17 protein-coding genes and 2 pseudogenes are annotated in these 20,091 nt (G+C 72.0%); 10 read left to right on the forward strand and 9 right to left on the reverse strand.

The genetic code is table 11. The annotated features are described in order from the left end of the window. Nucleotides 1–58 precede the first annotated feature (58 nt). Nucleotides 59–493 (reverse strand): ATP-binding protein, encoded by a 435-nt coding sequence (locus JK363_RS19150; protein ID WP_236075935.1) that lies wholly within the window; start codon nucleotides 491–493, stop codon nucleotides 59–61. Between the two features lie 240 nt (nucleotides 494–733). Here JK363_RS19150 and JK363_RS19155 point away from each other — a divergent pair, with 240 nt between their 5' ends. The 3 genes from JK363_RS19155 to JK363_RS19165 are packed head-to-tail and all read left to right on the forward strand — an operon-like array spanning nucleotide 734 to nucleotide 2,740. Next, entirely contained in the window at nucleotides 734–1,591 is an 858-nt protein-coding gene (locus JK363_RS19155; RefSeq protein WP_201876150.1) for a Sco1979 family transcriptional regulator, read from the forward strand. A 32-nt stretch (nucleotides 1,592–1,623) separates the two neighbouring features. After that, complete coding sequence (locus tag JK363_RS19160) at nucleotides 1,624–1,896, forward strand: DUF397 domain-containing protein (RefSeq protein ID WP_201876327.1); 273 nt, start codon at nucleotides 1,624–1,626, stop codon at nucleotides 1,894–1,896. Nucleotides 1,897–1,951: 55 nt separating this feature from the next. Continuing rightward, nucleotides 1,952–2,740, forward strand: a complete 789-nt coding sequence (locus tag JK363_RS19165) for an SAM-dependent methyltransferase (RefSeq protein ID WP_201876151.1) — start codon at nucleotides 1,952–1,954, stop codon at nucleotides 2,738–2,740. Nucleotides 2,741–2,847: 107 nt separating this feature from the next. On the opposite strand, the gene JK363_RS19170 is transcribed toward JK363_RS19165, so the two are convergent. Beyond that, complete coding sequence (locus JK363_RS19170; RefSeq protein ID WP_201876152.1) at nucleotides 2,848–4,254, reverse strand: sensor histidine kinase; 1,407 nt, start codon at nucleotides 4,252–4,254, stop codon at nucleotides 2,848–2,850. 4 nt (nucleotides 4,255–4,258) lie between these two features. Continuing rightward, nucleotides 4,259–4,960 (reverse strand): response regulator transcription factor, encoded by a 702-nt coding sequence (locus tag JK363_RS19175; protein WP_201876153.1) that lies wholly within the window; start codon nucleotides 4,958–4,960, stop codon nucleotides 4,259–4,261. Between the two features lie 176 nt (nucleotides 4,961–5,136). Here JK363_RS19175 and JK363_RS19180 point away from each other — a divergent pair, with 176 nt between their 5' ends. Beyond that, a complete protein-coding gene (locus JK363_RS19180; protein WP_201876154.1) occupies nucleotides 5,137–6,390 on the forward strand; it encodes a glycosyltransferase in 1,254 nt (417 codons plus the stop codon). 27 nt (nucleotides 6,391–6,417) lie between these two features. Here the strand turns inward: JK363_RS19180 and JK363_RS19185 are convergent, their stop codons facing one another. Beyond that, nucleotides 6,418–7,902: an SDR family NAD(P)-dependent oxidoreductase gene (locus JK363_RS19185; protein WP_201876328.1), complete on the reverse strand. Its 1,485-nt coding sequence runs from the start codon at nucleotides 7,900–7,902 to the stop codon at nucleotides 6,418–6,420. A 494-nt stretch (nucleotides 7,903–8,396) separates the two neighbouring features. Between JK363_RS19185 and JK363_RS19190 the strand changes: the two genes are divergently transcribed. The 5 genes from JK363_RS19190 (at nucleotide 8,397) to JK363_RS19210 (ending at nucleotide 14,717) form a co-directional block, all read left to right on the forward strand. Next, on the forward strand, nucleotides 8,397–9,755 hold the full coding sequence (locus JK363_RS19190; protein ID WP_201876155.1) for a type I glutamate--ammonia ligase: 1,359 nt from the start codon (nucleotides 8,397–8,399) through the stop codon (nucleotides 9,753–9,755). Between the two features lie 3 nt (nucleotides 9,756–9,758). Next, nucleotides 9,759–10,928 carry an amidohydrolase family protein gene (locus JK363_RS19195; protein WP_201876156.1) on the forward strand — a complete coding sequence of 390 codons (1,170 nt, stop codon included), beginning with the start codon at nucleotides 9,759–9,761 and terminating at the stop codon, nucleotides 10,926–10,928. 115 nt (nucleotides 10,929–11,043) lie between these two features. Then, nucleotides 11,044–11,835, forward strand: a complete 792-nt coding sequence (locus JK363_RS19200; protein WP_201876157.1) for an SDR family NAD(P)-dependent oxidoreductase — start codon at nucleotides 11,044–11,046, stop codon at nucleotides 11,833–11,835. Nucleotides 11,836–11,986: 151 nt separating this feature from the next. Further along, a complete protein-coding gene (locus tag JK363_RS19205) occupies nucleotides 11,987–13,048 on the forward strand; it encodes a zinc-binding dehydrogenase (protein ID WP_201876158.1) in 1,062 nt (353 codons plus the stop codon). 166 nt (nucleotides 13,049–13,214) lie between these two features. Next, a complete protein-coding gene (locus JK363_RS19210) occupies nucleotides 13,215–14,717 on the forward strand; it encodes an MFS transporter (RefSeq protein ID WP_201876159.1) in 1,503 nt (500 codons plus the stop codon). A gap of 29 nt (nucleotides 14,718–14,746) precedes the next feature. On the opposite strand, the pseudogene JK363_RS19215 reads toward JK363_RS19210, so the two are convergent. After that, nucleotides 14,747–15,111 (reverse strand): annotated as a pseudogene (locus tag JK363_RS19215) (sigma-70 family RNA polymerase sigma factor family protein); the annotation flags it as partial. Between the two features lie 212 nt (nucleotides 15,112–15,323). Then, nucleotides 15,324–15,824 (reverse strand): annotated as a pseudogene (locus JK363_RS19220) (sigma-70 family RNA polymerase sigma factor); the annotation flags it as partial. Nucleotides 15,825–16,044: 220 nt separating this feature from the next. Between JK363_RS19220 and JK363_RS19225 the strand changes: the two are divergent. Further along, the gene (locus JK363_RS19225) at nucleotides 16,045–17,874 is read left to right on the forward strand and encodes a glycoside hydrolase family 9 protein (RefSeq protein ID WP_201876162.1); all 1,830 of its coding nucleotides are present in this window, start codon (nucleotides 16,045–16,047) and stop codon (nucleotides 17,872–17,874) included. A gap of 58 nt (nucleotides 17,875–17,932) precedes the next feature. Here the strand turns inward: JK363_RS19225 and JK363_RS19230 are convergent, their stop codons facing one another. Genes JK363_RS19230 through JK363_RS19240 form a run of 3 tightly spaced genes read right to left on the reverse strand, consistent with a single transcriptional unit; the run spans nucleotide 17,933 to nucleotide 20,016 of the window. Then, a complete protein-coding gene (locus JK363_RS19230) occupies nucleotides 17,933–18,421 on the reverse strand; it encodes a glutathione peroxidase (protein ID WP_201876163.1) in 489 nt (162 codons plus the stop codon). Between the two features lie 43 nt (nucleotides 18,422–18,464). Beyond that, complete coding sequence (locus JK363_RS19235; RefSeq protein WP_236075936.1) at nucleotides 18,465–19,244, reverse strand: PDC sensor domain-containing protein; 780 nt, start codon at nucleotides 19,242–19,244, stop codon at nucleotides 18,465–18,467. A gap of 10 nt (nucleotides 19,245–19,254) precedes the next feature. Then, nucleotides 19,255–20,016, reverse strand: a complete 762-nt coding sequence (locus JK363_RS19240; protein WP_307821787.1) for a FadR/GntR family transcriptional regulator — start codon at nucleotides 20,014–20,016, stop codon at nucleotides 19,255–19,257. Between the last annotated feature and the right edge of the window lie 75 nt (nucleotides 20,017–20,091).

Consider the following 20,091-nt stretch of genomic DNA (forward strand, 5'->3'; position numbering starts at 1 on the left):
GCGGAAGGTGCGGGCGGCCATGCGGGGCCCGGCAACAGGGAGGTGACGCCGGCGCGCGTCAGATCGCGGTGGCGCTCAGTTGGGCCCAGACGACGCGGCCGCCGCCCGCGGCCGGGCGGTCGCCCCAGGCGTCGGTGAGGGCGCGGACCAGGGCGAGGCCGCGGCCGCTCTCGTCCTCCACACCCGCGTCCCGCGGGGTGGGGCCGAGGGGGCCACCGCCCTGGTCGGTGACCTCGACGTACAGCGAGCGGCGCTCATGGGCGCGCAGCACGCACAGGATCTGTTCGCTTCCGGTGTGCACCAGCGCGTTGGTGAACAGCTCGGACATCACCAGTTCGGCGGCGTCACAGACGTCCTCGTGGAAGCCCCAGACGGGCAGTTGGGAGCGGACCCGGAGACGGGCGGCGGCGACGGAGGCGCCACGGGCGGGCAGCCGGAAGATCTCCTGACGAAGGGCGGCGTCATAGCACGCGGCGCTCACGAGGGGGGCCATCGTCGGGCGTTGACGCAATGCCACGGCCATTCGCCTTCCGTCTCGCTGTGGGGGGCTCAGAAGAGCACAAGTCCGCTTTTGGGCCACCCTGTTGGCCCGGACGCTACGCCACTATTCCGGCTGTAAGCAGCAGTTGGCAAGAGGCGTTCTGCAAAATGCAGAATAGCCAGAGCACTCTGTTCCACCCATCACGCACATGGCACACTGACTCTCGACAATGACCGTCCGAGGAGGTACGACGTGGGTGAAGCGCGGTCTGCCCCGACCGTCGGGCAGATGGTCCTCGGCATGCGGCTGCGGGACCTTCGCGAGAAGGCCGACGTCAGCTATGAGGAAGCCGCCAGGGCGCTGCACGTCAACCAGACCACGGTCCGCAGGATGGAGAAGGCCGAGGTCGGCCTGAAACTCCCGTATGTCGAGAAGCTGTTGCAGACCTATGGGGCCGAGCAGGAGGAGATCGATGCCTTCCTCGCTCTCGCCGAGGACGCCAACAGACCCGGCTGGTGGCATCGGTTCCGCGATGTGCTGCCGGACTGGTTCAGCCTCTATGTGAGCCTGGAGGGCGCGGCCAGCCGGATCCGCGCGTACGAGCCGCACTTCGTGCCCGGTCTGCTCCAGACCGAGTCCTACGCCCGCGCGCTGTTGAGCATCGGCTTTCCGAACGGCAGCGAGCGGGAGATCGACCGCCGGGTCGCCCTGCGGATGGAGCGTCAGGAGCTGCTCACCCGCCCGGACGGCCCGCATCTGTGGGCCGTCATGGACGAGACGGTGCTCCGTCTCGGCATCGGGGGGCCGGAAGTGATGCGGGCTCAGATCGACCGGCTCATCGAGGCCACCCGGATGCCCAACGTCACCCTTCAGGTGATGCCGTTCGCCACGGGCCCGCACGTGGGCATGGGCGGCCCCTTCCAGCTCTTCCGGTTCCAGATCCCGGAACTTCCGGACATCGTCTACGCCGAGGCCCTGACCGGCGCCGGCTATCTCGACCAACGCGCGGATGTGGCCACCTACCTGGAGGCTCTTGACCGTATGGGCACCCAGGCCACATCGGCGCGGCGCACGGAGGGCTTCCTCCGTGAGATGCGCAAGGAGCTCTGACAGTGGAACACGTCGACAACGTGTACAACGGCATGCCGGCCAAGCAGCTGGGGGCGGAAGGCTGGCGCAAGCCCTGGAGCGGCCCCAACGGCGGCGCCTGCGTCGAAGCGCTGAAGCTGAAGGACGGACGGGTGGCGCTGCGCCAGTCGACCGATCCCGACGGACCCGCTCTGATCTACACCCATCATGAGATCGCAACGTTCATCCAGGGGGCCAAGGCCGGTGCAGCGGACTTCCTGCTGATGCGGCCGGAGCCGAATCTGACCTCGCCGAAGGGGAACGGCGCGGAACGGAGGGCGGCATGACCGAGGACATCCGCAGCGCGGATCCATCACAGTGGGCAGGAGCGCACACACCGCAATGAATATCGACACGACCAAGCCGCATTCGGCGCGGATGTACGACTACTACCTCGGTGGCAAGGACCACTACGAGGTCGACGAGCAGGCCGCGGCCCATGTGATCGCGGTCTATCCGGGGATCAAGACCTGCGCCCGGACCAACCGGTCCTTTATGCACCGTGCCACGCGGTGGCTCGCGAAAGAGGCCGGGATCCGGCAGTTCCTCGACATCGGCACCGGGATCCCCACCGAGCCCAATCTCCACCAGGTCGCGCAGGACGTCGCCCCGGACGCCCGGATCGTGTACGCGGACAACGACCCGATCGTGCTGGCGTACGCCCAGGCGCTGCTGCACGGAACGCCGGAGGGCCGCACCGCCTACCTCCAGGCCGACGTACGCGAACCCGAGCGGATCCTCACAGCACCCGAACTGCACGAGACGCTCGATCTGAACCAGCCGCTGGCGCTGTCGTTCAACGCGCTGTTCCACTTCGTCCCGGACGAGTACCAGCCGTACGCACTGGTCCGGCAGTTCGTCGAGGCCCTGCCCTCGGGCAGCTATCTGGTGCTCTCGCACTGCACCCCGGACTTCGACCCGGAGACCTGGGAGAAGGTCGCCGCGATCTATCGCGGGGGCGGTATACCCGCGCAGGTGCGGTCCAAGGCCGAGGTCGAGCGGTTCTTCGAGGGGCTTGAGCTCGTCGCGCCGGGCGTCGAGGAGCCGCACCGCTGGAAGCCGGACGGTGAGGTGCCCGCCCTCAGCAGCGCGGACGTCTCGTTCTGGGTGGGTGTGGCCCGCAAACCCTGAGCCGTGTGCCCACCGCGTGTCCTGGACGGGGGTCAAGGCGGCGGCGCTCGACAGCGGAGCGGGGGGCAACGGGGGAACAACCGGTGCGACGGGGGACCTGAACGGGGTCAGGGCTTCACGGGGCGATCGCCCACCGTGAAGCCCAGCACCGCACCACCGCCCGGCCGCGGCCGGGCGAAGACCGTGCCGCCGTGCGCGAGGGCGATCTCGCGCACAATGGCCAGACCGAGCCCGGAGCCGGGCAGACTGCGGGCGCCCGGCGCCCGGTAGAAGCGGTCGAAGACCCGCTCGCGGTCTTCCTCGTCGATTCCGGGGCCGCGGTCGCGGACCTCCACCCGGCAGCCGGTGACCACCACCTCGACCGGTTCGGTGCCCTCCTGGTCGAACTTGGCGGCGTTCTCCACCAGGTTGGAGATCGCCCGTTGCAGGGCGGCCGGGCCGCCCTCGACCCGGGTATCGCCTTGTGCCCGTACGGTGATCTCGCGGCCGGTCCGGCGGCGGGCGAGGGTCGCGGCAGTGGTGGCCACCGCTTCCAGCGACACCGGGGTACGCGGTTCGTCGTCCTTCTGACCGGCCGCCAGCTCCACCAGTTCATTGACCAGATCGGTCAGTTCCCGGGTCTCCCCCGCCAGATCGGCGAGCAGGTCCTCGCGCGCGGACGGCGGCAGTTCCTCGAAGCGGCGCAGCAGCGAGACATTGGTGCGCAGCGAGGTGAGCGGGGTGCGCAGTTCGTGCCCGGCGTCCTGGACCAGCCGCCGCTGGTCGTCCTTGGAGCGGGCGAGCTGTCCCAGCATGCCGTCGAACGACCGGCCCAGACGGCCCACTTCGTCCTGTCCGGTGACCGGTACCGCCACCTCCATCCGGCCCGTCGCCGCCACGCTCTCGGCGACCCGGGTCAGCCGCACCAGCCGCCGGGTGATCCGTCCCGCCAGCCACCATCCGGCGAGCCCGGCGGCGGCGATGACGGCGGCGATGAACAGCGCGGTGCGCTTCTGGAGTTCGTTGAGCAGGTCCTCGGTGTCACTGAGCTGCTGGGCCACCTGGATCGCCCCGGTGCCGTCGCCGACGGCCACGGTGGCCATCCGGTACGGCTCGTCGCCGATGCCGACGTTGCGCCGCACCACGGCCCCGGCCGTCCCGGAGGCGGCGGTGGCCCGGTCCTCGGGGCCGACCGGCAGCGGGGGTTTGCCCGCGTCGTAGACGGTGCCCCGGCCGTTGATCACCTGGACGTCCATCCGGCTGATCCGGCGCAGTTCGCCCCGGAGGTCGTAGGGGACCGGCACCTCGGAGGGGTACTCGCTGAGCACCACCTTCTGCCCCTGGACCTCGGTCCGCAGATCGCGCACGACGTCGTCGAAGGCCGACTGCTGGTCCACCCGCACCAGACCGGCCGCGGCGTCGTAGCTGAGGCCGCCGACCAGCAGGGTGACCACGGAGGCGACGGCCGCGAAGGACAGCGCGAAGGTGGTCCGCAGACTGGGTCGCGGACCGCGGAACCGGCGGGGACGGCGCACGCTCTCAGTCCTCCCGCAGGGTGTAGCCGACGCCGCGCACGGTGTGGATGAGGGGCTCGGTGCCGTCCTGGTCGACCTTCCGGCGCAGATAGCCGATGTAGACGGCGAGGTTCTTCGATCCGGGGCCGAAGTCATAGCCCCAGATGCGGGCGTAGATGGTGGCGTGGTCCAGGACGATACCCGCGTTGCGCCCCAGCAGTTCCAGCAGGTCGAACTCGGTGCGGGTCAGCTCCAGTTCCGTACCGCCGCGCCAGACCCGCCGCGCCCAGGGGTCAAGTCGCAGGTCCGCGACCTCGACCACGCCATCGACGGCCGGTTCACCGGGCTCCACGGGGGCGGGGGCCGCACGGCGCAGCAGGGCCCGCAGCCGGGCGAAGACCTCCTCGACCTCGAAGGGCTTGGCCACATAGTCGTCCGCGCCCGCGTCCAGGCCCTCGATCCGATCGGCGGTCTCGACCCTCGCGGTGAGCATCAGGATGGGTGTACGGTCCCCCTCGGCACGCAGCACCCGGCACACCTGGAGTCCGTCCACCCCCGGCATCATCACATCGAGCACGATCACGTCCGGATGCTCGCGATGCGCGGCGGCCAGCGCCTCGATGCCGTCGGAGACCGCGGTGACCCGGTATCCCTCCAGGGTCAGGGCGCGCTCCAGGGCATGGCGGATGGCTCGGTCGTCCTCGGCGAGCAGCACGGTGTTCATCACTCCCCGAGTCTGCCAAGATCCATCGGGCGCCGGATCCGCCCACCCCTCCCGGGCTGCACTTCTTACCCGGCTCTCACCTTGTTCTCGCGACCGGCTTACCGAACCCGGAGAGGGTGTCGGATACGTTCCGGGGGAAACCCGCCCCGGCGATGCCACCGGCCGGAGAAAATCACCGTATGAAGATCGTATTCCTGCTGCACAACGCCTACGGGATCGGCGGAACGATCCGGACCACGCTGAATCTCGCCGCGGCGCTGGCCGATCACCACGAGGTGGAGATCGCCTCGATGCAGCGGCACCGCGAGACGCCGCGTTTCACCGTGGACCCCCGGGTACGGCTGATCCCGCTGGTGGACACGCGCTCGGACGGTGCCGACGCACGGGATCCCCGATTCGGCGAGCCGGCCCGGGACTTCCCGGTCCACGAGAAGCGCTACGAGCAGTACAGCAGGCTGATCGACGAGCGGGCGGCCGAGTATCTGCGCGGCTGCGGCGCCGATGTGATCGTGGGCACCCGGCCGGGCGTCAATGTCTATCTCGCCCGCTTCGGCCCGCGCGGCGCGCTGCGCATCGCCCAGGAGCATCTGCGGTTCGAGGCGCACAGCAAGCGGCTGCGGGCGGAGCTCGCACCGCACTACCGCACGCTCGACGCCGTGGTCACCACGACCGAGGCCGACTCCGCGGTCTACCGGAAGCGGATGCCGCTGCCGGGAGTTCAGATCCTGGCGATACCCAACAGCGTCCCGGAACCGGACCTCCCGCCCTCCGAGGGCACCGAGCCGGTGATCGCGGCGGCCGGGCGACTGGTCCGCGGCAAACGCTTCGACCTGCTGATCGACGCCTTCGCCGAGGTGGTGGACAAGCATCCCGAATGGCGGCTGCGGATCTACGGCGGCGGTGCGGAGAAGGACCGGCTGCGCGAGCGCATCAGCGGGCAGGGGCTGACGGGCAGCGCCGAGCTGATGGGGCCGCGCTTCCCGATCGAGGCGGAGTTCGCCAGGGCGTCGCTGGTCGCGGTGGCCTCGGACGCCGAGTCGTTCGGCATGACGATCGTGGAGGCGATGCGCTGCGGGGTGCCGGTGGTGAGCACCGACTGCCCGCTCGGGCCCGCCGAGATCATCCAGGACGGAGCCACCGGTCGGCTGGTGCCGACCGGGGACAAGCACGCGCTCGCCGCTGCCCTGCTGGAGCTGATCGACGACGCCCCGGCCCGGCGGGCCATGGGGGCCGCGGCGCTGGAGTCCGCGCGGATGTACGACCCGACGCCGATCTCCCGGCGCTACGAGCGGCTCTTCGAGGAGCTGGCCGCCAGCCGCGGCGCACGCCGCCGTGCGCGTGCCCGGGCCGCGCTGCGGTCCCGCGCCCGCCGGCTGGTGCGCCGCTGCACGGCGCTGTTCCGCCGCCGTCCGGGGACGGCGGCGGGCCGGTGAGGGGCACGTCGCCGCGCCGACGACCGGCTACCAGGTCGTCGGCGCGTAGTCCTTGAGGAAGCAGCCGAAGAGGTCCTCGCCCTGCTCACCCCGGACGATCGGGTCGTAGACCCGAGCCGCGCCGTCGACGAGGTCGAGCGGGGCGTGGAAGCCCTCGGCGGCCAGCCGCATCTTGTCCGGGTGCGGCCGCTCATCGGTGATCCAGCCGGTGTCGACGCTGGTCATCAGGATGGCGTCGGACTCGAACATCTCGCGCGCACTGGTGCGGGTGAGCATGTTGAGCGCGGCCTTGGCCATATTGGTGTGCGGATGCCCGGCGCCCTTGTAGCCGCGGCCGAACTTGCCCTCCATCGCGGACACGTTCACCACGTACGTGCGCCGGGCGGGCGAGGCGGCCATCGCCGGGCGCAGTCGGCTCACCAGGATGAAGGGCGCCGTCTCGTTGCAGAGCTGTACTTCGAGCATCTCGACGGGGTCGACCTCGTGGACCCGCTGGATCCAGGTGTTGGTCGCGTCCAGGTCCGGTATGAGCCCGCCCGCGTCGATCGCGGTGCCGGCCTCGATCCGGGCGGGTGAGGCGGAGCCGCTGGTGAGGGCGAGAGCGGTGAGGTCCTGCGGGGACAGCGCCCCGTCCCGCGGCCGGCGCGGTCCCGGCAGCGCCGTCTGGGACCCGCTGCCGAACGCGCCGAGGACCGTGGCCTCGGGCAGCTCCCCGGCGGGCAGCGGCGCCGACTCGCCCGCTATCAGCTCCGCGTAGGCCTGGGGCGTGCGGCGGACGGTCTGCGCGGCGTTGTTGATCAGGATGTCGAGCGGACCGGCGGCGCTCACCGTGTCGGCCAGCCCGATGACCTGGGCGGGGTCCCGTAGATCAATGCCGACGATCTTCAGCCGGTGCAGCCACTCACCGCTGTCGGGCATCGCCTTGAAGCGGCGGATGGCGTCGTTGGGGAAGCGGGTGGTGATGGTGGTGTGCGCGCCATCGCGCAGCAGCCGCAGCGCGATATACATCCCGATCTTCGCGCGGCCGCCGGTGAGCAGCGCACGCCGTCCGGTGAGATCGGTACGGGCGTCCCGGCGGGCCCGGTTCTCGGCGGCGCACTCGCGGCAGAGCTGGTGGTAGAACGCGTCGACCTCGACATAGCGGGTCTTGCACACGTAGCAGGAGCGGGCGCGCTCCAGGATGCCCGCGATCTCCGTGGTCACCGAGCTGGTGAGGGCCCGGCCGAGTGTCTCGTCGTCGATCCGGTCGGCGGCCCCGGTGGCGGTGGCCTCGGTCACGGCCTTGTCATTGGCCGTCTTCGCGGCCCGCCGCTCCTGGCGGCGGCGCTGCTTCACGGTGCGATAGATCCCGGCGGTGGCGCGTCGCACGGCGATGGCGTCGGGGTGGTCGAGCGGCAGCCGGTCGAGCTCCGCGAGCACGCTCAGGCAGATCGCCATCCGCTCGGGATCGATCCCGGGCACCTCGGCGGCGGCCTCGGCCGCCGGTCCCGTCTCGCTCGCCTCCGCTGTCATGGGATCGACGCCCGTTGCGCCCGTTGTCATGGGATCGACACCCGTCGTCCCGGCCCGGCCGTCGTCAGTCACCGTCATCGCCGCTGCCGCTTTCTGGTATCGCCGTTTTCCCTGGGTAACGGCGGAACTGTACGAAAGCGGGGCCGGATGCGCCAATCCCGGGCCGAGCGGGGGCGGTCACCGCGGCGGATTCCCCACGCCGCGGAGGCGCGGTGGGAACGCACCGCATCACGGCACGGAGCGGCGGGGCAGCCGCGCGGTGCCACGTCGGACGTGGGCGCGTCCGCCGTGGCACCGCGCCATGAAGGCCGGGGCGGATCGCGCCCCGACAGCGACCGCACGGGCCGCGCCGAGCGCCGCCGTCGCGGCGGAGGCGACTCGTCGCCATACGTGACTGACCGTCACCCTCCCTCTCTGATCGGGACGTTCCGTCACCGCACCACCGGTTCGAGGCAATACTCTCGGGGCATAGGCGGCGACAGAGGAGGAAGTGCATGGTGACGGGCGACAGCGAGCGGGCGTATGCGCGGGCTCGGCAGGAGGCCGAGCGGCTGGCCGCGGACGGAGTCGGCGGAATCGCGCTGACCTGGGTGGACAATGCGGGCCTCACCCGGGTGAAGACCGTGCCCACCGCACGGCTTCCGCACGCCGCGCGCCGTGGCGTCGGGATGTCCCCGGTCTTCGACGTCTATCTGGTGGACGACTCCATGACCACGAGCCCCCATATCGGCGGCCCCGACGGCGATCTGCGGCTCTTCCCCGACCTCGACCGGCTCACCCCGCTGGCAGCCCAGCCCGGCTGGGCCTGGGCGCCGGCCGACCGGTACGACCAGGCGGGAGCGGTGCACCCCACCTGCCAGCGGCTGTTCGCCCGGCGGATGACGGAGCGGGCCCGGGAGCGGGGGCTCACCCTGCGCATGGGGTTCGAGACGGAGTGGGTCGTCACCTCGGACGAGCCGTCGGACGAGAAGCCGCTCTACCCCACCACGGGCCCCGCGTACGGGATGGCCCGGGTGGTCGACCTCTCCGGATATCTCGCCGATCTGCTCGGCGCCCTGCACGCCCAGCAGGTCGAGGTGCTCCAGCTCCACCCGGAGTACTCCCCGGGGCAGTTCGAGGTGTCCGTGGCCCCCGCGGACCCGGTCGGCGCCGCCGACCTGGCCGTCCTGGTACGGGAGACGATCCGGGCGGTGTCGGGGCGGGCCGGGCTGCACCCGCTGTTCGGTCCGGTGGTCGAGGCGGGCGGGGTGGGCAACGGCGGCCATCTCCATCTGAGCCTGTGGCAGGACGACAGCAATCTGTGCCGGGACGGCGACGGCCCCCACGGGATGACGGCCACGAGCGAGGCGTTCCTCGCCGGGGTGCTGCGGGCCCTGCCCGCCCTGCTCGCGGTCGGCGCCCCCTCCCCCGCGAGCTATCTGCGGCTCGAGCCCTCCCGCTGGGCCGGGGCGTACCAGTGCTGGGGGCTGGAGAACCGGGAGGCCGCACTGCGCTTCATCACCGGCGCGCCGGACGACCCGGGCGCGGCCAACGCCGAGGTCAAATGCTTTGACCCGGCGGCCAATCCGTATCTGGTGACGGGCTCGGTCATCGCCGCCGGGCTGGCCGGTCTCGACGCCGGTCTGACGCTGCCCGCGCCGGTGTCCGGTGACCCGGTGGTCCAGGGGCGGGAGCGGCGGCTGCCCACCTCGCTGCCGGAGGCGCTGGAGCGGTTCGAGGACTCCGCGGTGCTCCGGGAGGCGATGGGCGATCCGCTCTTCGAGTCCATCGCGGCGGTACGCCGGGCGGAGTCCGAGCTGTTCGCGAAGGCGAGCCCCCAGGAGATCGCGACCGCGACCCGCGGGCGGTACTGAACCGTGCCCGCCGCCGAGAGGCCGGACCCGGCCGAACTTCCGCTGCCGCCCCTGGTGGACCACCACTGCCACGGGGTGGTCCGCTCCGAGCTGGACTCGGCCGCGTTCGAGGCGTTCCTGACCGAGTCCGACGCGCCCGCCGCGCTCGGCACCACGTTCTTCGACAGCCAGCTGGGCTTCGCGGTGCGCCGCTGGTGTCCGCCGCTGCTCGGCCTGGAACCGCACTGTCCGCCCGCCCACTATCTCGCCCGGCGGCGCGAGTTGGGGGTGCGGGAGGTGACCCGGCGGCTGCTGACGGCGTCCGGCATCGGTGCGTTCCTGGTGGACACGGGGCTGCCCGGGGATCTCACCACCCCGCGGGAGCTGGCCACGGCGTCGGGCGGTACGGCCCATGAGATCGTCCGCCTGGAGCACCTGGCGGAGCGGACCGCCGACACCGCGCTGACCGCGGACGACTTTCTGACCGGTCTTGCGGACGGGGTGCGCGAGGCGGCCCGTACGGCCGCGGGGTTCAAGTCGGTGGCCGCGTACCGCTACGGGCTGGACTTCGCCCCCGAACCCCCGGCCCCGGCCGCCGTCCACACCGCGGCCGAGCGCTGGCTCGCCCACCGGTCCGACGATCCCGGGGCCGCGGCCCGGGTCACCGATCCCGTACTGCTGCGCCATCTGCTGTGGTCGGCCGCGCACACCGGGCTGCCCCTCCAGTTGCACACCGGGTTCGGGGATCCGGATCTGCGGCTGGACCGCTGCGATCCGCTCGCGCTGACCGACTTCATCCGCGCGGTACGGCCCACCGGCTGCACACTGATCCTGCTGCACGGCTATCCGTACCACCGCGGCGCGGGCTATCTGGCCGCCGTCTTCCCCCATGTCTACGCCGATGTGGGGCTGGCCCTGGCGCACACCGGAGCGCGGGCCGGTGCCATTCTGGCCGAGATGCTGGAGCTCGCGCCCTTCGGCAAGGTGCTGTTCTCCACGGACGCCTACGGTCTGCCCGAGCTGTATGTGGTGGGGGCCCGGCTGTTCCAGGAGGCGCTGGCCGCGCTGGTGAACGGCTGGGTGGCGGAGGGAGCCTGGTCGCGGCGGGACGCCCACCGGGTGGCGGCGCTGCTCGCCGCGGACAACGCCCGGCGGGTGTACGGGCTGGGAGTTGCGTCCGGCCGCGACACCTGATCCCTCCACGCCGGGTGGTGCGGGGGGGGGACCTCTCGCTCCCCCGGGTGGCGCGGGTACCGGGGGCGGGCAGTACGGTGCCCCGACGAACCCGTCAGTAACCGGAGGAGATCGCATGCGGATCAGCGGTACGACCGTCCTGCTCACCGGGGCTACCGGAGGCATCGGCCAGACACTGGCCCGCGCGCTCGCGGCCAAGGGCGCCAACCTCCTGCTCACCGGGCGGCGCGAGGAGGTGCTGCGGCCGCTGGCCGACCGGCTCGGGGGGCGGGCGCTGGTGGCCGATCTGGCCGACCGCAAGGACCTCGAGCGGCTCGCCGAGGAGGCGTCGGACGCCCGGATCCTCATCGCCAACGCCGCGCTGCCCTCCAGCGGGCAGGTCCTCGACTATGAGACCGACCAGATCGACCGCGCCCTCGATGTCAATCTGCGCGCTCCGCTGCTGCTGTCCCGGCTGATGGCTCCCAGGATGGTGGCCGAGGGCTCCGGCCATCTGGTGATGATCGGCTCGCTGTCGGGCCGTACCGCCTCCCCCGGTGCCGCGCTCTACAACGCGTCCAAGTTCGGGCTGCGCGGCTTCACGCTCGGCTTGCGGCAGGACCTGCACGGGACGGGTGTCGGAGTGTCGCTGGTGCAGCCCGGATTCGTGGGCGACGCGGGGATGTTCGCCGACTCCGGCGCCACTCCGCCCGCCGGGGTGCGGACCGTCTCCACCCGCCAGGTGGCGGTGGCGACCATCCGCGCCATCGAGCGCAACCGGGCCGAAGTGAACGTCGCCCCGGTGGAGCTGCGCTTCGGCAGCGCCCTCGGCGGACTGTTCCCGAGCCTGTCCGAGCGGGCCCAGCGGCGGGCCGGGGCCGACCGGACCGCCGGCCAACTCGCCGACGGACAGCGCGACAAGCGCTGAGCCACGGGTGCGCGGAGGGGAGCCGCCCGCCTTTCGCGCAACCCCGGCGCGCGGCAGCCCTCGTGGGGCACCGCACACGCACGCTCGTACCCGCCGGTTGTGGTGTAGGTTCGAGCGCCCCCACCGGGTGTTCGAGCGAGGGAGCGGGTCGATGCGCGCTGTGGTGTTCGACGACTTCGGGCACAGGCCCGAGGTCCGGATCGTCGACGACCCCGCCCCCTCCCGGAGCGGTGTGGTGATCCGGGTCGAGGCGACCGGGCTGTGCCGCAGCGACTGGCACGGCTGGATGGGGCACGACCCGGACATACGGCTGCCGCATGTCCCCGGCCATGAACTGGCGGGTGTGGTGGCGGAGGTGGGCCCGGACGTCCTCAACTGGAGCCCGGGACACCGGGTCACCGTCCCCTTCGTGTGTGCGTGCGGGCGCTGTGCCGCCTGCGCGGAGGGCGCCCAGCAGGTGTGCGAGCGGCAGACCCAGCCGGGGTTCACCCACTGGGGGTCCTTCGCGGAGTTCGTGGCGATCGAGAACGCCGACGTGAATCTGGTCGGTATCCGCAATGAGCTGTCGTTCACCACGGCCGCGAGCCTCGGCTGCCGTTTCGCCACCGCGTTCCGCGCCGTGGTGACACAGGGCCGGGTCGCCCCGGGGCAATGGGTCGCGGTGCACGGCTGCGGCGGGGTGGGGCTGTCCGCGGTCATGATCGCCGCGGCCGCCGGGGCACGGGTGGTGGCGGTGGACATCGCACCGCGTGCACTCGCCCTGGCCGCGCGGTTCGGGGCGGAGGTGTGCGTGGACGCGGCGTCCATCCTGGGGTCGGTGGCGGAGGCGGTCGCGGACGCGACGGGGGGCGGGGCCCATGTCTCACTGGACGCGCTGGGCTCCCCGCGCACCTGTGCCGCGTCCATCAAGTCCCTCCGTCGCCATGGCCGCCATGTCCAGGTCGGACTGCTGCCGCCGGCCGCCGGCACCCCGATGCTCCCCATGGACCAAGTGATCGCGCTCGAACTGCACCTGCTCGGCAGCCATGGCATGGCCGCCCACGCCTACCGGCCGATGATGGAGATGGTGGAGGCCGGATCACTGCGGCCCGATCTGCTGGTCACCGATGTCATCGGCCTGGATGAGGTGCCCGAGGCGCTGTCCGCGATGGCGGCGGGGGCGAAGGGCGGGGTCACCGTGATCGAACCGGGCCGCCCGCCCCGGAAGCGCTGACCGGCAGCGGCCCCGCGGACGGCGGCGGCGCTACGCCGGATGACCGCGCTCGACACGCGTAACCGAAACTTTTGCGTTTCGATGAAGTGCGGGCTACTTTCATGGAGTACGAAACGGTTTCGTACTCTTGCGGAATCGTTCAGCCTCCAGCCCGGAGGGCACCGCCATGCGCCAGAGCACCACCCGCACCTCGACCGGCCCGACCACTCCGATCTCCCCGCCGGCCGACGCGGTCCGGCACCGCTGGTGGATCCTCGCCGCCATTGGCATCGCTCAGCTGATGGTGGTCCTCGACGCCACCGTCGTGAACATCGCCCTGCCCTCGGCACAGCACGACCTCGGCTTCTCCGACGGCAACCGCCAGTGGATCGTCACCGCCTACTCCCTGCCCTTCGGCAGTCTGCTGCTCCTCGGCGGGCGGCTGGCCGACCTCTTCGGCCGCAGGGCGGTCTTCCTCATCGGTGTGGCCGGGTTCGCCGCGGCCTCGGCGCTGGCGGGGGCGGCAAGCGGCTTCGGACTGCTGGTCACCGGCCGGGCCCTGCAAGGTCTCTTCGCCGCGCTGCTCGCCCCCGCCACGCTGTCACTGCTCAACACCACCTTCACCGACGCCAGGGAGCGGGCGAAGGCGTTCGGCGCGTACGGAGCCATCGCCGTGTCGGGCGGCGGTATCGGACTGCTGCTGGGCGGACTGCTCACCGAGCATCTGAGCTGGCGGTGGACCCTCTACGTCAATCTCGGCTTCGCCGCCCTCGCGCTGGCCGGCGGAGTGGCGTTCCTCCGCCGCGGCGCCCCCGCGGACCGGCCCCGACTCGACCTCCCCGGCACCGTTGTTGTCTCCGCGGGCCTCTTCGGGCTGGTCTACGGCTTCTCCAACGCCGAGAGCCACTCCTGGTCCTCCCCGCTCACCTGGGGATTCCTGACCGCCGGGACCGTACTGCTGATTTCCTTCGCCCGTCGGCAGACCCGTACGGCCCATCCGCTGCTGCCGCCCCGGGTGCTGCTGGACCGCGACCGCGGCGCCTCCTTCCTGGCCATCGGGCTCTCCGGCGCGGGCATGTTCGGTGTCTTCCTGTTCCTCACCTACTACCTCCAGGGCGGTCTGCGGTTCAGCCCCGTCCAGACCGGTCTTGCGTTCCTGCCGATGATCGGCGGACTGATGGTCAGCGCGCAGTTCTCCACCGGTGTCCTGGTGCCCCGACTGGGCCCCAAGGCCGTGGTGCCGCTGGGGATGGGGCTGACCGCCATCTCCATGGTGTGGCTGACCGGCCTCGGCCTGGCCAGCGACTACGCCACGACCGTGCTGCCGCCACTGCTGCTGTCCGGGATCGGGCTCGGTCTGGTGATGCCCCCGGCGATGGCGATGGCCACCGACCGGATCGACCCGGACGACGCCGGGGTCGCCTCCGCCGCCGTCAACACGATGCAGCAGATCGGCGGTTCCATCGGCACCGCCCTGCTCAACACCCTGGCCGCCGACGCCGCGGCCGACTATCTGGCGGAGCACCGGCCGGGCCCGGTCACCGCGGCCCGGGCTCAGCTGCACAGCTACGAGGTCGCCTACTGGTGGTCGGCGGGCATCTTCGTCGCGGGGGTGATGCTGACGGCGGCCCTGTACCGCAAAGGCCGGACCGGCAAAGACGCCGACACACCGGTGGCCGTGCCCGTGTGACGGTGCGGCACGCCCGCGCCCCCGCTCGATCAGTCCAGCACCGTCAGATCGAGGGTGCTCAGCCGCTCGGGGTCGGCCAGGATGTCGATCGCGGCGATCCGCCCCCGGTGACCGTGAAGCCCAGCACCGAGAACGGACGGCCCGCGCGTGAACTGACCACCCCCACCGCCCCGTTCACCAGGGCGGGCCGGGCCACCGTGCCCGATCCGCCCACGCGCGAGAAGGTGAGCGCCTGGTTCGCCACCGCCGTGGCGCCGCGCACCTCGCGCGAGGCCGGGGCGGACGCCGCGCCGTAGTCGGCACGCAGCACCACCTCGGGGTCGAGCAGGGCGATCAGCCCCTCGAAGTCGCCCGCGCGCGCGGCGGCGAGAAACGCGTCGACGACCTCGCGCTGTCCAGGGCCCGTCGTCACAGGGGCCGCCCTGCTCCCGACGCCTGGCACGGCGCCCCCAGCTACCGCTGGGAGGTGCCCCCGGCCGCGTTGTCGGAGTCGCCCGAGTACGCCCGGTACGAGGGCGATCCTCCGCCTTGCGATCTTCCCCCAGCTACCGCTGGGAGGTGCCCCCTGCACCAGACGCCGCTCGCGGCCGGACGCCCCCTTTGACGACGGACCCTAGCGAGGTCCGGATCGGGCGCCGGGGCCGCTCCCCGCACCCGGCGCCGGGCGCGGCTGGCGAGCTGCCCGGCCGCCGCCGGGCTGCGGTCGACGAGCGGCGCGATCTCGTCGAAGGGCACCCCGAAGAGATCGTGCAGCACAAAGGCCAGCCGTTCGGCCCGGGCGAGTGTCTCCAGGACGACGAGCAGGGCGAGGCCGACCGAGTCGGCGATCAGCGCCTGGTCCTCCGGGTCGGGCACCCGCACCTCCAGCGGCTCCTCACGCCGCTGGTGACGCGAACGCAGCAGGTCCGGACAGACCCGGCCCACCACTGTGGTCAGCCAGCCCCCCATATTCCGTACCGCCTCGGCGTCCGAACGGCTCAGCCGCAGCCATGTCTCCTGGACCGCGTCATCCGCCTCACTCAGCGAGCCGAGCATGCGGTAGGCCACCGCCCGCAGCCGTCCGCGGTGGGCCTCGAAGCTCTCCGCCAGAACGTGGTGCCGGTCCATCGGTCCTATCTCCTCGTCGCAGATGCCGCGCGGATGTCGCGCGCGTCATCTGTCCGACGGATGCGGCCGCCCGGATGTGACAGCCGGAGCCGCCGCCCGCGTTCGCCCGTACGGGCCTACCCAGCACTGTCGCGCCCCCATAACGTGGGAGCGCTCCCAACACCCGTGTCCCCACGAGCGCGGTGCGCACATCGGCCGCGCCCGCGACAGAAGGGTCCCCATGTCCCACTCCCCCCGGCCGCGCGGCGCGCGGACGGCCGCCGTCGTGCTCGTCGGCACGCTGGTCCTGGCCGCCGCCCCGGCGGCCCCCGCCGCCCCCGGGGCGCGGTCCGCCGCCGCGGCCGTCTCCCCGTCCGCCGTCCATGTCAACCAGCTCGGCTATCTGCCCGACGGCCCCAAACGCGCCACCGTCGTGAGCGCGAGCGCCACCGGATCAACCTGGCAACTCCACGACGCCCACGGCATGTTGACCGCCTCCGGCACCACCACCGCGCGCGGCACCGACCCCGCTTCCGGAGACTCCACGCATGTGGTGGACTTCTCCTCGTTCCGGGGCACGGGCTCCGGCTACACCCTCACCGTCGAGGGGCGGACCAGCCCTCCGTTCGCCATCCGCACCGACCTCTACGACACGTTGCGCGCGGACGCGATGTCCTTCTTCTACCAGCAGCGCAGCGGGATCCCCATCGAGGCGTCACTCGCCGGGGCGGCCTACGCACGGCCGGCCGGACACCTCGGGATCGCCCCCAACACCGGTGACACCGCCGTACCGTGCGTCAGCGGGGTGTGCGACGCGGTCCGGGATGTGCGCGGTGGCTGGTACGACGCCGGGGACCAGGGCAAGTATGTGGTCAACGGCGGTATCGCCACCTGGCAGCTGGTGAACTCCTTCGAGCGCGCGCAGCGGGCGGGCCATCAGGCGGCGCTGGGCGACGGCACACTGCGGCTGCCCGAGCGGAGCAACGGCGTGCCCGATGTGCTCGACGAGGCGCGCTGGGAGCTGGAGTTCCTGATGCGGATGCAGATCCCGGAGGGACAGCCGCGGGCGGGGATGGCGTTCCACAAGATCCATGACGCCGCATGGACCGCGCTGCCCACCCGGCCCGACCAGGACGCCCAGCCGCGGGAGCTGCACCCGCCGTCGACGGCGGCCACCCTCAACCTGGCCGCGGCCGCCGCGCAGTGCGCCCGGGTCTTCGCACCGTACGACCCGCTCTTCGCCACCCGCTGTCTGGCCTCCGCGCGCCGCGCCTGGAACGCCGCACGGGCCACCCCCGGCCTGTGGGCGCCGGTTTCGGACAGCACCGGCGGCGGGCCGTACGACGACACCGAGGTCGGCGACGAGTTCTACTGGGCCGCGGCCGAGCTGTACGCCACCACCGGTGAGGCGGAGTACCGGGACGCGGTCACCGCCTCGCCCTTCCACACCGCGGACGAGGAGGTGTTCACCCCGGTCGGCTTCTCCTGGCAGGACACCGCGGCGCTCGGCCGGATCACCCTGGCCACCGTCCCGGTCGGGCTGCCCGCCGCCGAACTCGCCCGTATCCGCGGCTCGTTGGTCACCGCTGCCGACAACTGTCTGGCGGCGATGGACCGTCAGGGGTACGCCGTCCCGCTGCCCGCGGACGGCTATGTCTGGGGCTCCAACGGCCAGGTGGCCAACAACGCGACGGTGATCGCCGTGGCGTACGCGCTGACCGGGGAGCGGCGCTACCGCACGGGGGCGATCGAGGCGCTCGACTATCTGCTGGGCCGCAACGCGCTCGGTCAGTCGTTCATCACCGGCCACGGCACCCGGGCGTCACACCACCAGCATCACCGCTTCTGGGCGCACAGCTACGACGCCGCGCTGCCGGAGCCGCCCGCCGGTACGCTCGCGGGCGGCCCCAACCAGTCCCTGGAGGATCCGGTGGCGCAGGAGAAGCTGCGGGGCTGTGCGCCCGCCCGCTGCTATGTCGATGACATCGGCTCGTACTCCACCAACGAGGTGGCCATCAACTGGAACGCGCCGCTGGCGTGGCTGGTCGCCTTCGCCGCCGAGCGGGGCTGACACACCGACGGGGTGGGTGCCGGTGTGCGGCACCCACCCCGTCCGGGCATTCCGCCGGTCAGCCGGGCAGCTGGGTCTCGATCGCGGCGACCAGCTCCGGCGCCTCGGGCTCGGTGCGCGGCCGGAACCGGCCCACGACCTCACCGCTCGGCGAGATCAGGAACTTCTCGAAGTTCCACTGCACATCCCCGGCCTCCCCGGCCGCGTCCGCGACCTTGGTCAGCTCGGCGTAGAGCGGGTGCCGCTGCTCGCCGTTGACATCGGTCTTCTCCAGCAGCGGGAAGGTGACGCCGTAGGTCGTGGAGCAGAAGGTGTGGATCTCCTCACCGGTGCCCGGTTCCTGCCCCGCGAACTGGTTGCAGGGCACGCCCAGCACGGTGAAACCACGCCCGGCGTAGCGCTGCTGCAACCGCTCCAGACCCTCGTACTGCGGCGTGAGGCCGCACTTGGACGCCACATTGACCAGCAGCACCGCGGTGTCCTGGTGCGTGCCGAGCGTGGTGGGCTCGCCGGACAGGGTGCGCAACGGAATGTCGTACAGGCTCATCGGGTCGACCACCTTTGTCGTTCGTTCTTCCAGTACGCACAATCTAGGTGACCAGGATGAGCGGAATGTCGCCGCAGGGCCGCAGCCGCCGTCCGCCGTGCTCGACACCGTCCGCGGGACCGGCCGGGACCGCCCCGAAGTCCGGGCCCTTGAAGAGCGCGCCGGTGAGGTAGTCGGCGCAGGTGGAGGCGGCGACCCGGCCGCGCGCATTGACGAGGAAGGCGGGGTCGGGCAGCCGCTGTAGCACCGGCATCACCGCGGCCTCGAAGTGCGAGAGATACACATCCGCCGCCGCCACGCCCATGAAACGGCCATCGACGGTCACCGGCACGGAGAGGGTGAGGCTGTACTCGTCGGAGCAGAGGTAGTCCACATACGGTCCGGCGACCGCGCGGCGGCCGGTGTCCCGGGCCAGTGCGAACCAGTCCCAGTGGGTGTAGTCGGAGTACGCCGAGTGCTCCGGGTCCAGGTCGAGCAGCAGCGGGCGCACCTCGCCGCCCGCGCCGATCTGCCACCACTCCAGCCAGGCCGGTACATCGGCGAGCAGTTCCGGCGCGGCCACGAACCCCGCGCCGGAGACCAGTTCGAGCCGGGTGAGCCGGGTGTGCAGCCCGGGGCGGAGCTCGGCCAGATCGGTGGTGACGGGCTGCCGCCCGCTTGCCGAGACGGAGGTGAGCAGCTCGGCCGCGTCGTCACGGATCTCGCGGACGGCGTCGAACACACCCTCCAGGGTGTCGCGGACCCGGACCGCCACATCGGCGGCCGTCACCGTGTCATCCAGGAGGTCCGGCCCGGCACCCGCGGGTCGGGGGCTGCTACCCATAGGTGTTCTCCTAGGGAGGGGGTCCGTCGGCGGAGCCGGGCGTGGCGAGGCGGAGTTCGACCAGACGCGCCATGCACCGCTGGACGCACGCCTCGGCCAGGGCTCTGGCCTGCTCGTCCGCATCATCTTGCAGGGCGCAGATCACAGCGCGGTGACGATCGCACACGTCCTTCAGATACTCGTCGTCCGCGAGCACCAGGGAGAGCAGCGCGCCCACTTCCGTCTGGATGGCTATCTCCTCGCGGGTCAGCCGCGCGGACTGGGCGGCGGCGGCCAGCTCCACATGGAAACGGCCGTGCACCCGGCTGCGCGCCGGGGGGTCGGACGCTTCGGCCAACTGGTCGACGGAGCGGCTGAGTTGGAGCAGATCGCCGGGCTCGGTGCGGTGGGCGGCCAGTCGGGCGGCGGCTCCGGAGACGGCGGCCCAGTGGTCGCCGAGGTCACGGAGCTCCTCAGTGCTCCAGCCGAGGAGCAGCCCGCGCAGCCGCTCCTCGGCGGGGCCTTCGGGGACGGTGACGAAGCTGCCCCCGCCGCGGCCCCTGCGGGTGGTGACCAACCCCTGCTGACGCAGGGCCATGAGTGCTTCACGCAGGGTGACGGTGGAGACACTGAGCCGCGCCGCGAGATCGGACTCGCCGGGCAGCTGCTCCCCGTCCGCCAGCAGTCCGAGCTCTATGGCATCCCCCAGCCGTCGCACCACAGCGTCCACCCTGGCCTGGCTGTCGACGGGCGCGAAGACGCCCTGCCGGGCACCGCCAAAGTCTCGCGTCACCACACTCACCCCCTGTCCGTTGACTCAGGCTTTACCTTAACGGGGTCTTGTAATTAGACCTATGTCTTCATAGTT

The organism is Streptomyces coffeae (assembly GCF_016741875.1).
Taxonomy (GTDB): Bacteria; Actinomycetota; Actinomycetes; order Streptomycetales; family Streptomycetaceae; genus Streptomyces; species Streptomyces coffeae.

Coding starts and splice junctions, on each gene's coding strand:
- JK363_RS19185 (WP_201876328.1), bottom strand. CDS start 7,902: ATGACAGCGGAGGCGAGCGAGACGGGACCGGCGGCCGAGGCCGCCGCC.
- JK363_RS19190 (WP_201876155.1), top strand. CDS start 8,397: ATGGTGACGGGCGACAGCGAGCGGGCGTATGCGCGGGCTCGGCAGGAG.
- JK363_RS19225 (WP_201876162.1), top strand. CDS start 16,045: ATGTCCCACTCCCCCCGGCCGCGCGGCGCGCGGACGGCCGCCGTCGTG.
- JK363_RS19230 (WP_201876163.1), bottom strand. CDS start 18,421: ATGAGCCTGTACGACATTCCGTTGCGCACCCTGTCCGGCGAGCCCACC.
- JK363_RS19235 (WP_236075936.1), bottom strand. CDS start 19,244: ATGGGTAGCAGCCCCCGACCCGCGGGTGCCGGGCCGGACCTCCTGGAT.
- JK363_RS19210 (WP_201876159.1), top strand. CDS start 13,215: ATGCGCCAGAGCACCACCCGCACCTCGACCGGCCCGACCACTCCGATC.
- JK363_RS19160 (WP_201876327.1), top strand. CDS start 1,624: ATGCCGGCCAAGCAGCTGGGGGCGGAAGGCTGGCGCAAGCCCTGGAGC.
- JK363_RS19180 (WP_201876154.1), top strand. CDS start 5,137: ATGAAGATCGTATTCCTGCTGCACAACGCCTACGGGATCGGCGGAACG.
- JK363_RS19150 (WP_236075935.1), bottom strand. CDS start 493: ATGGCCCCCCTCGTGAGCGCCGCGTGCTATGACGCCGCCCTTCGTCAG.
- JK363_RS19165 (WP_201876151.1), top strand. CDS start 1,952: ATGAATATCGACACGACCAAGCCGCATTCGGCGCGGATGTACGACTAC.
- JK363_RS19200 (WP_201876157.1), top strand. CDS start 11,044: ATGCGGATCAGCGGTACGACCGTCCTGCTCACCGGGGCTACCGGAGGC.
- JK363_RS19205 (WP_201876158.1), top strand. CDS start 11,987: ATGCGCGCTGTGGTGTTCGACGACTTCGGGCACAGGCCCGAGGTCCGG.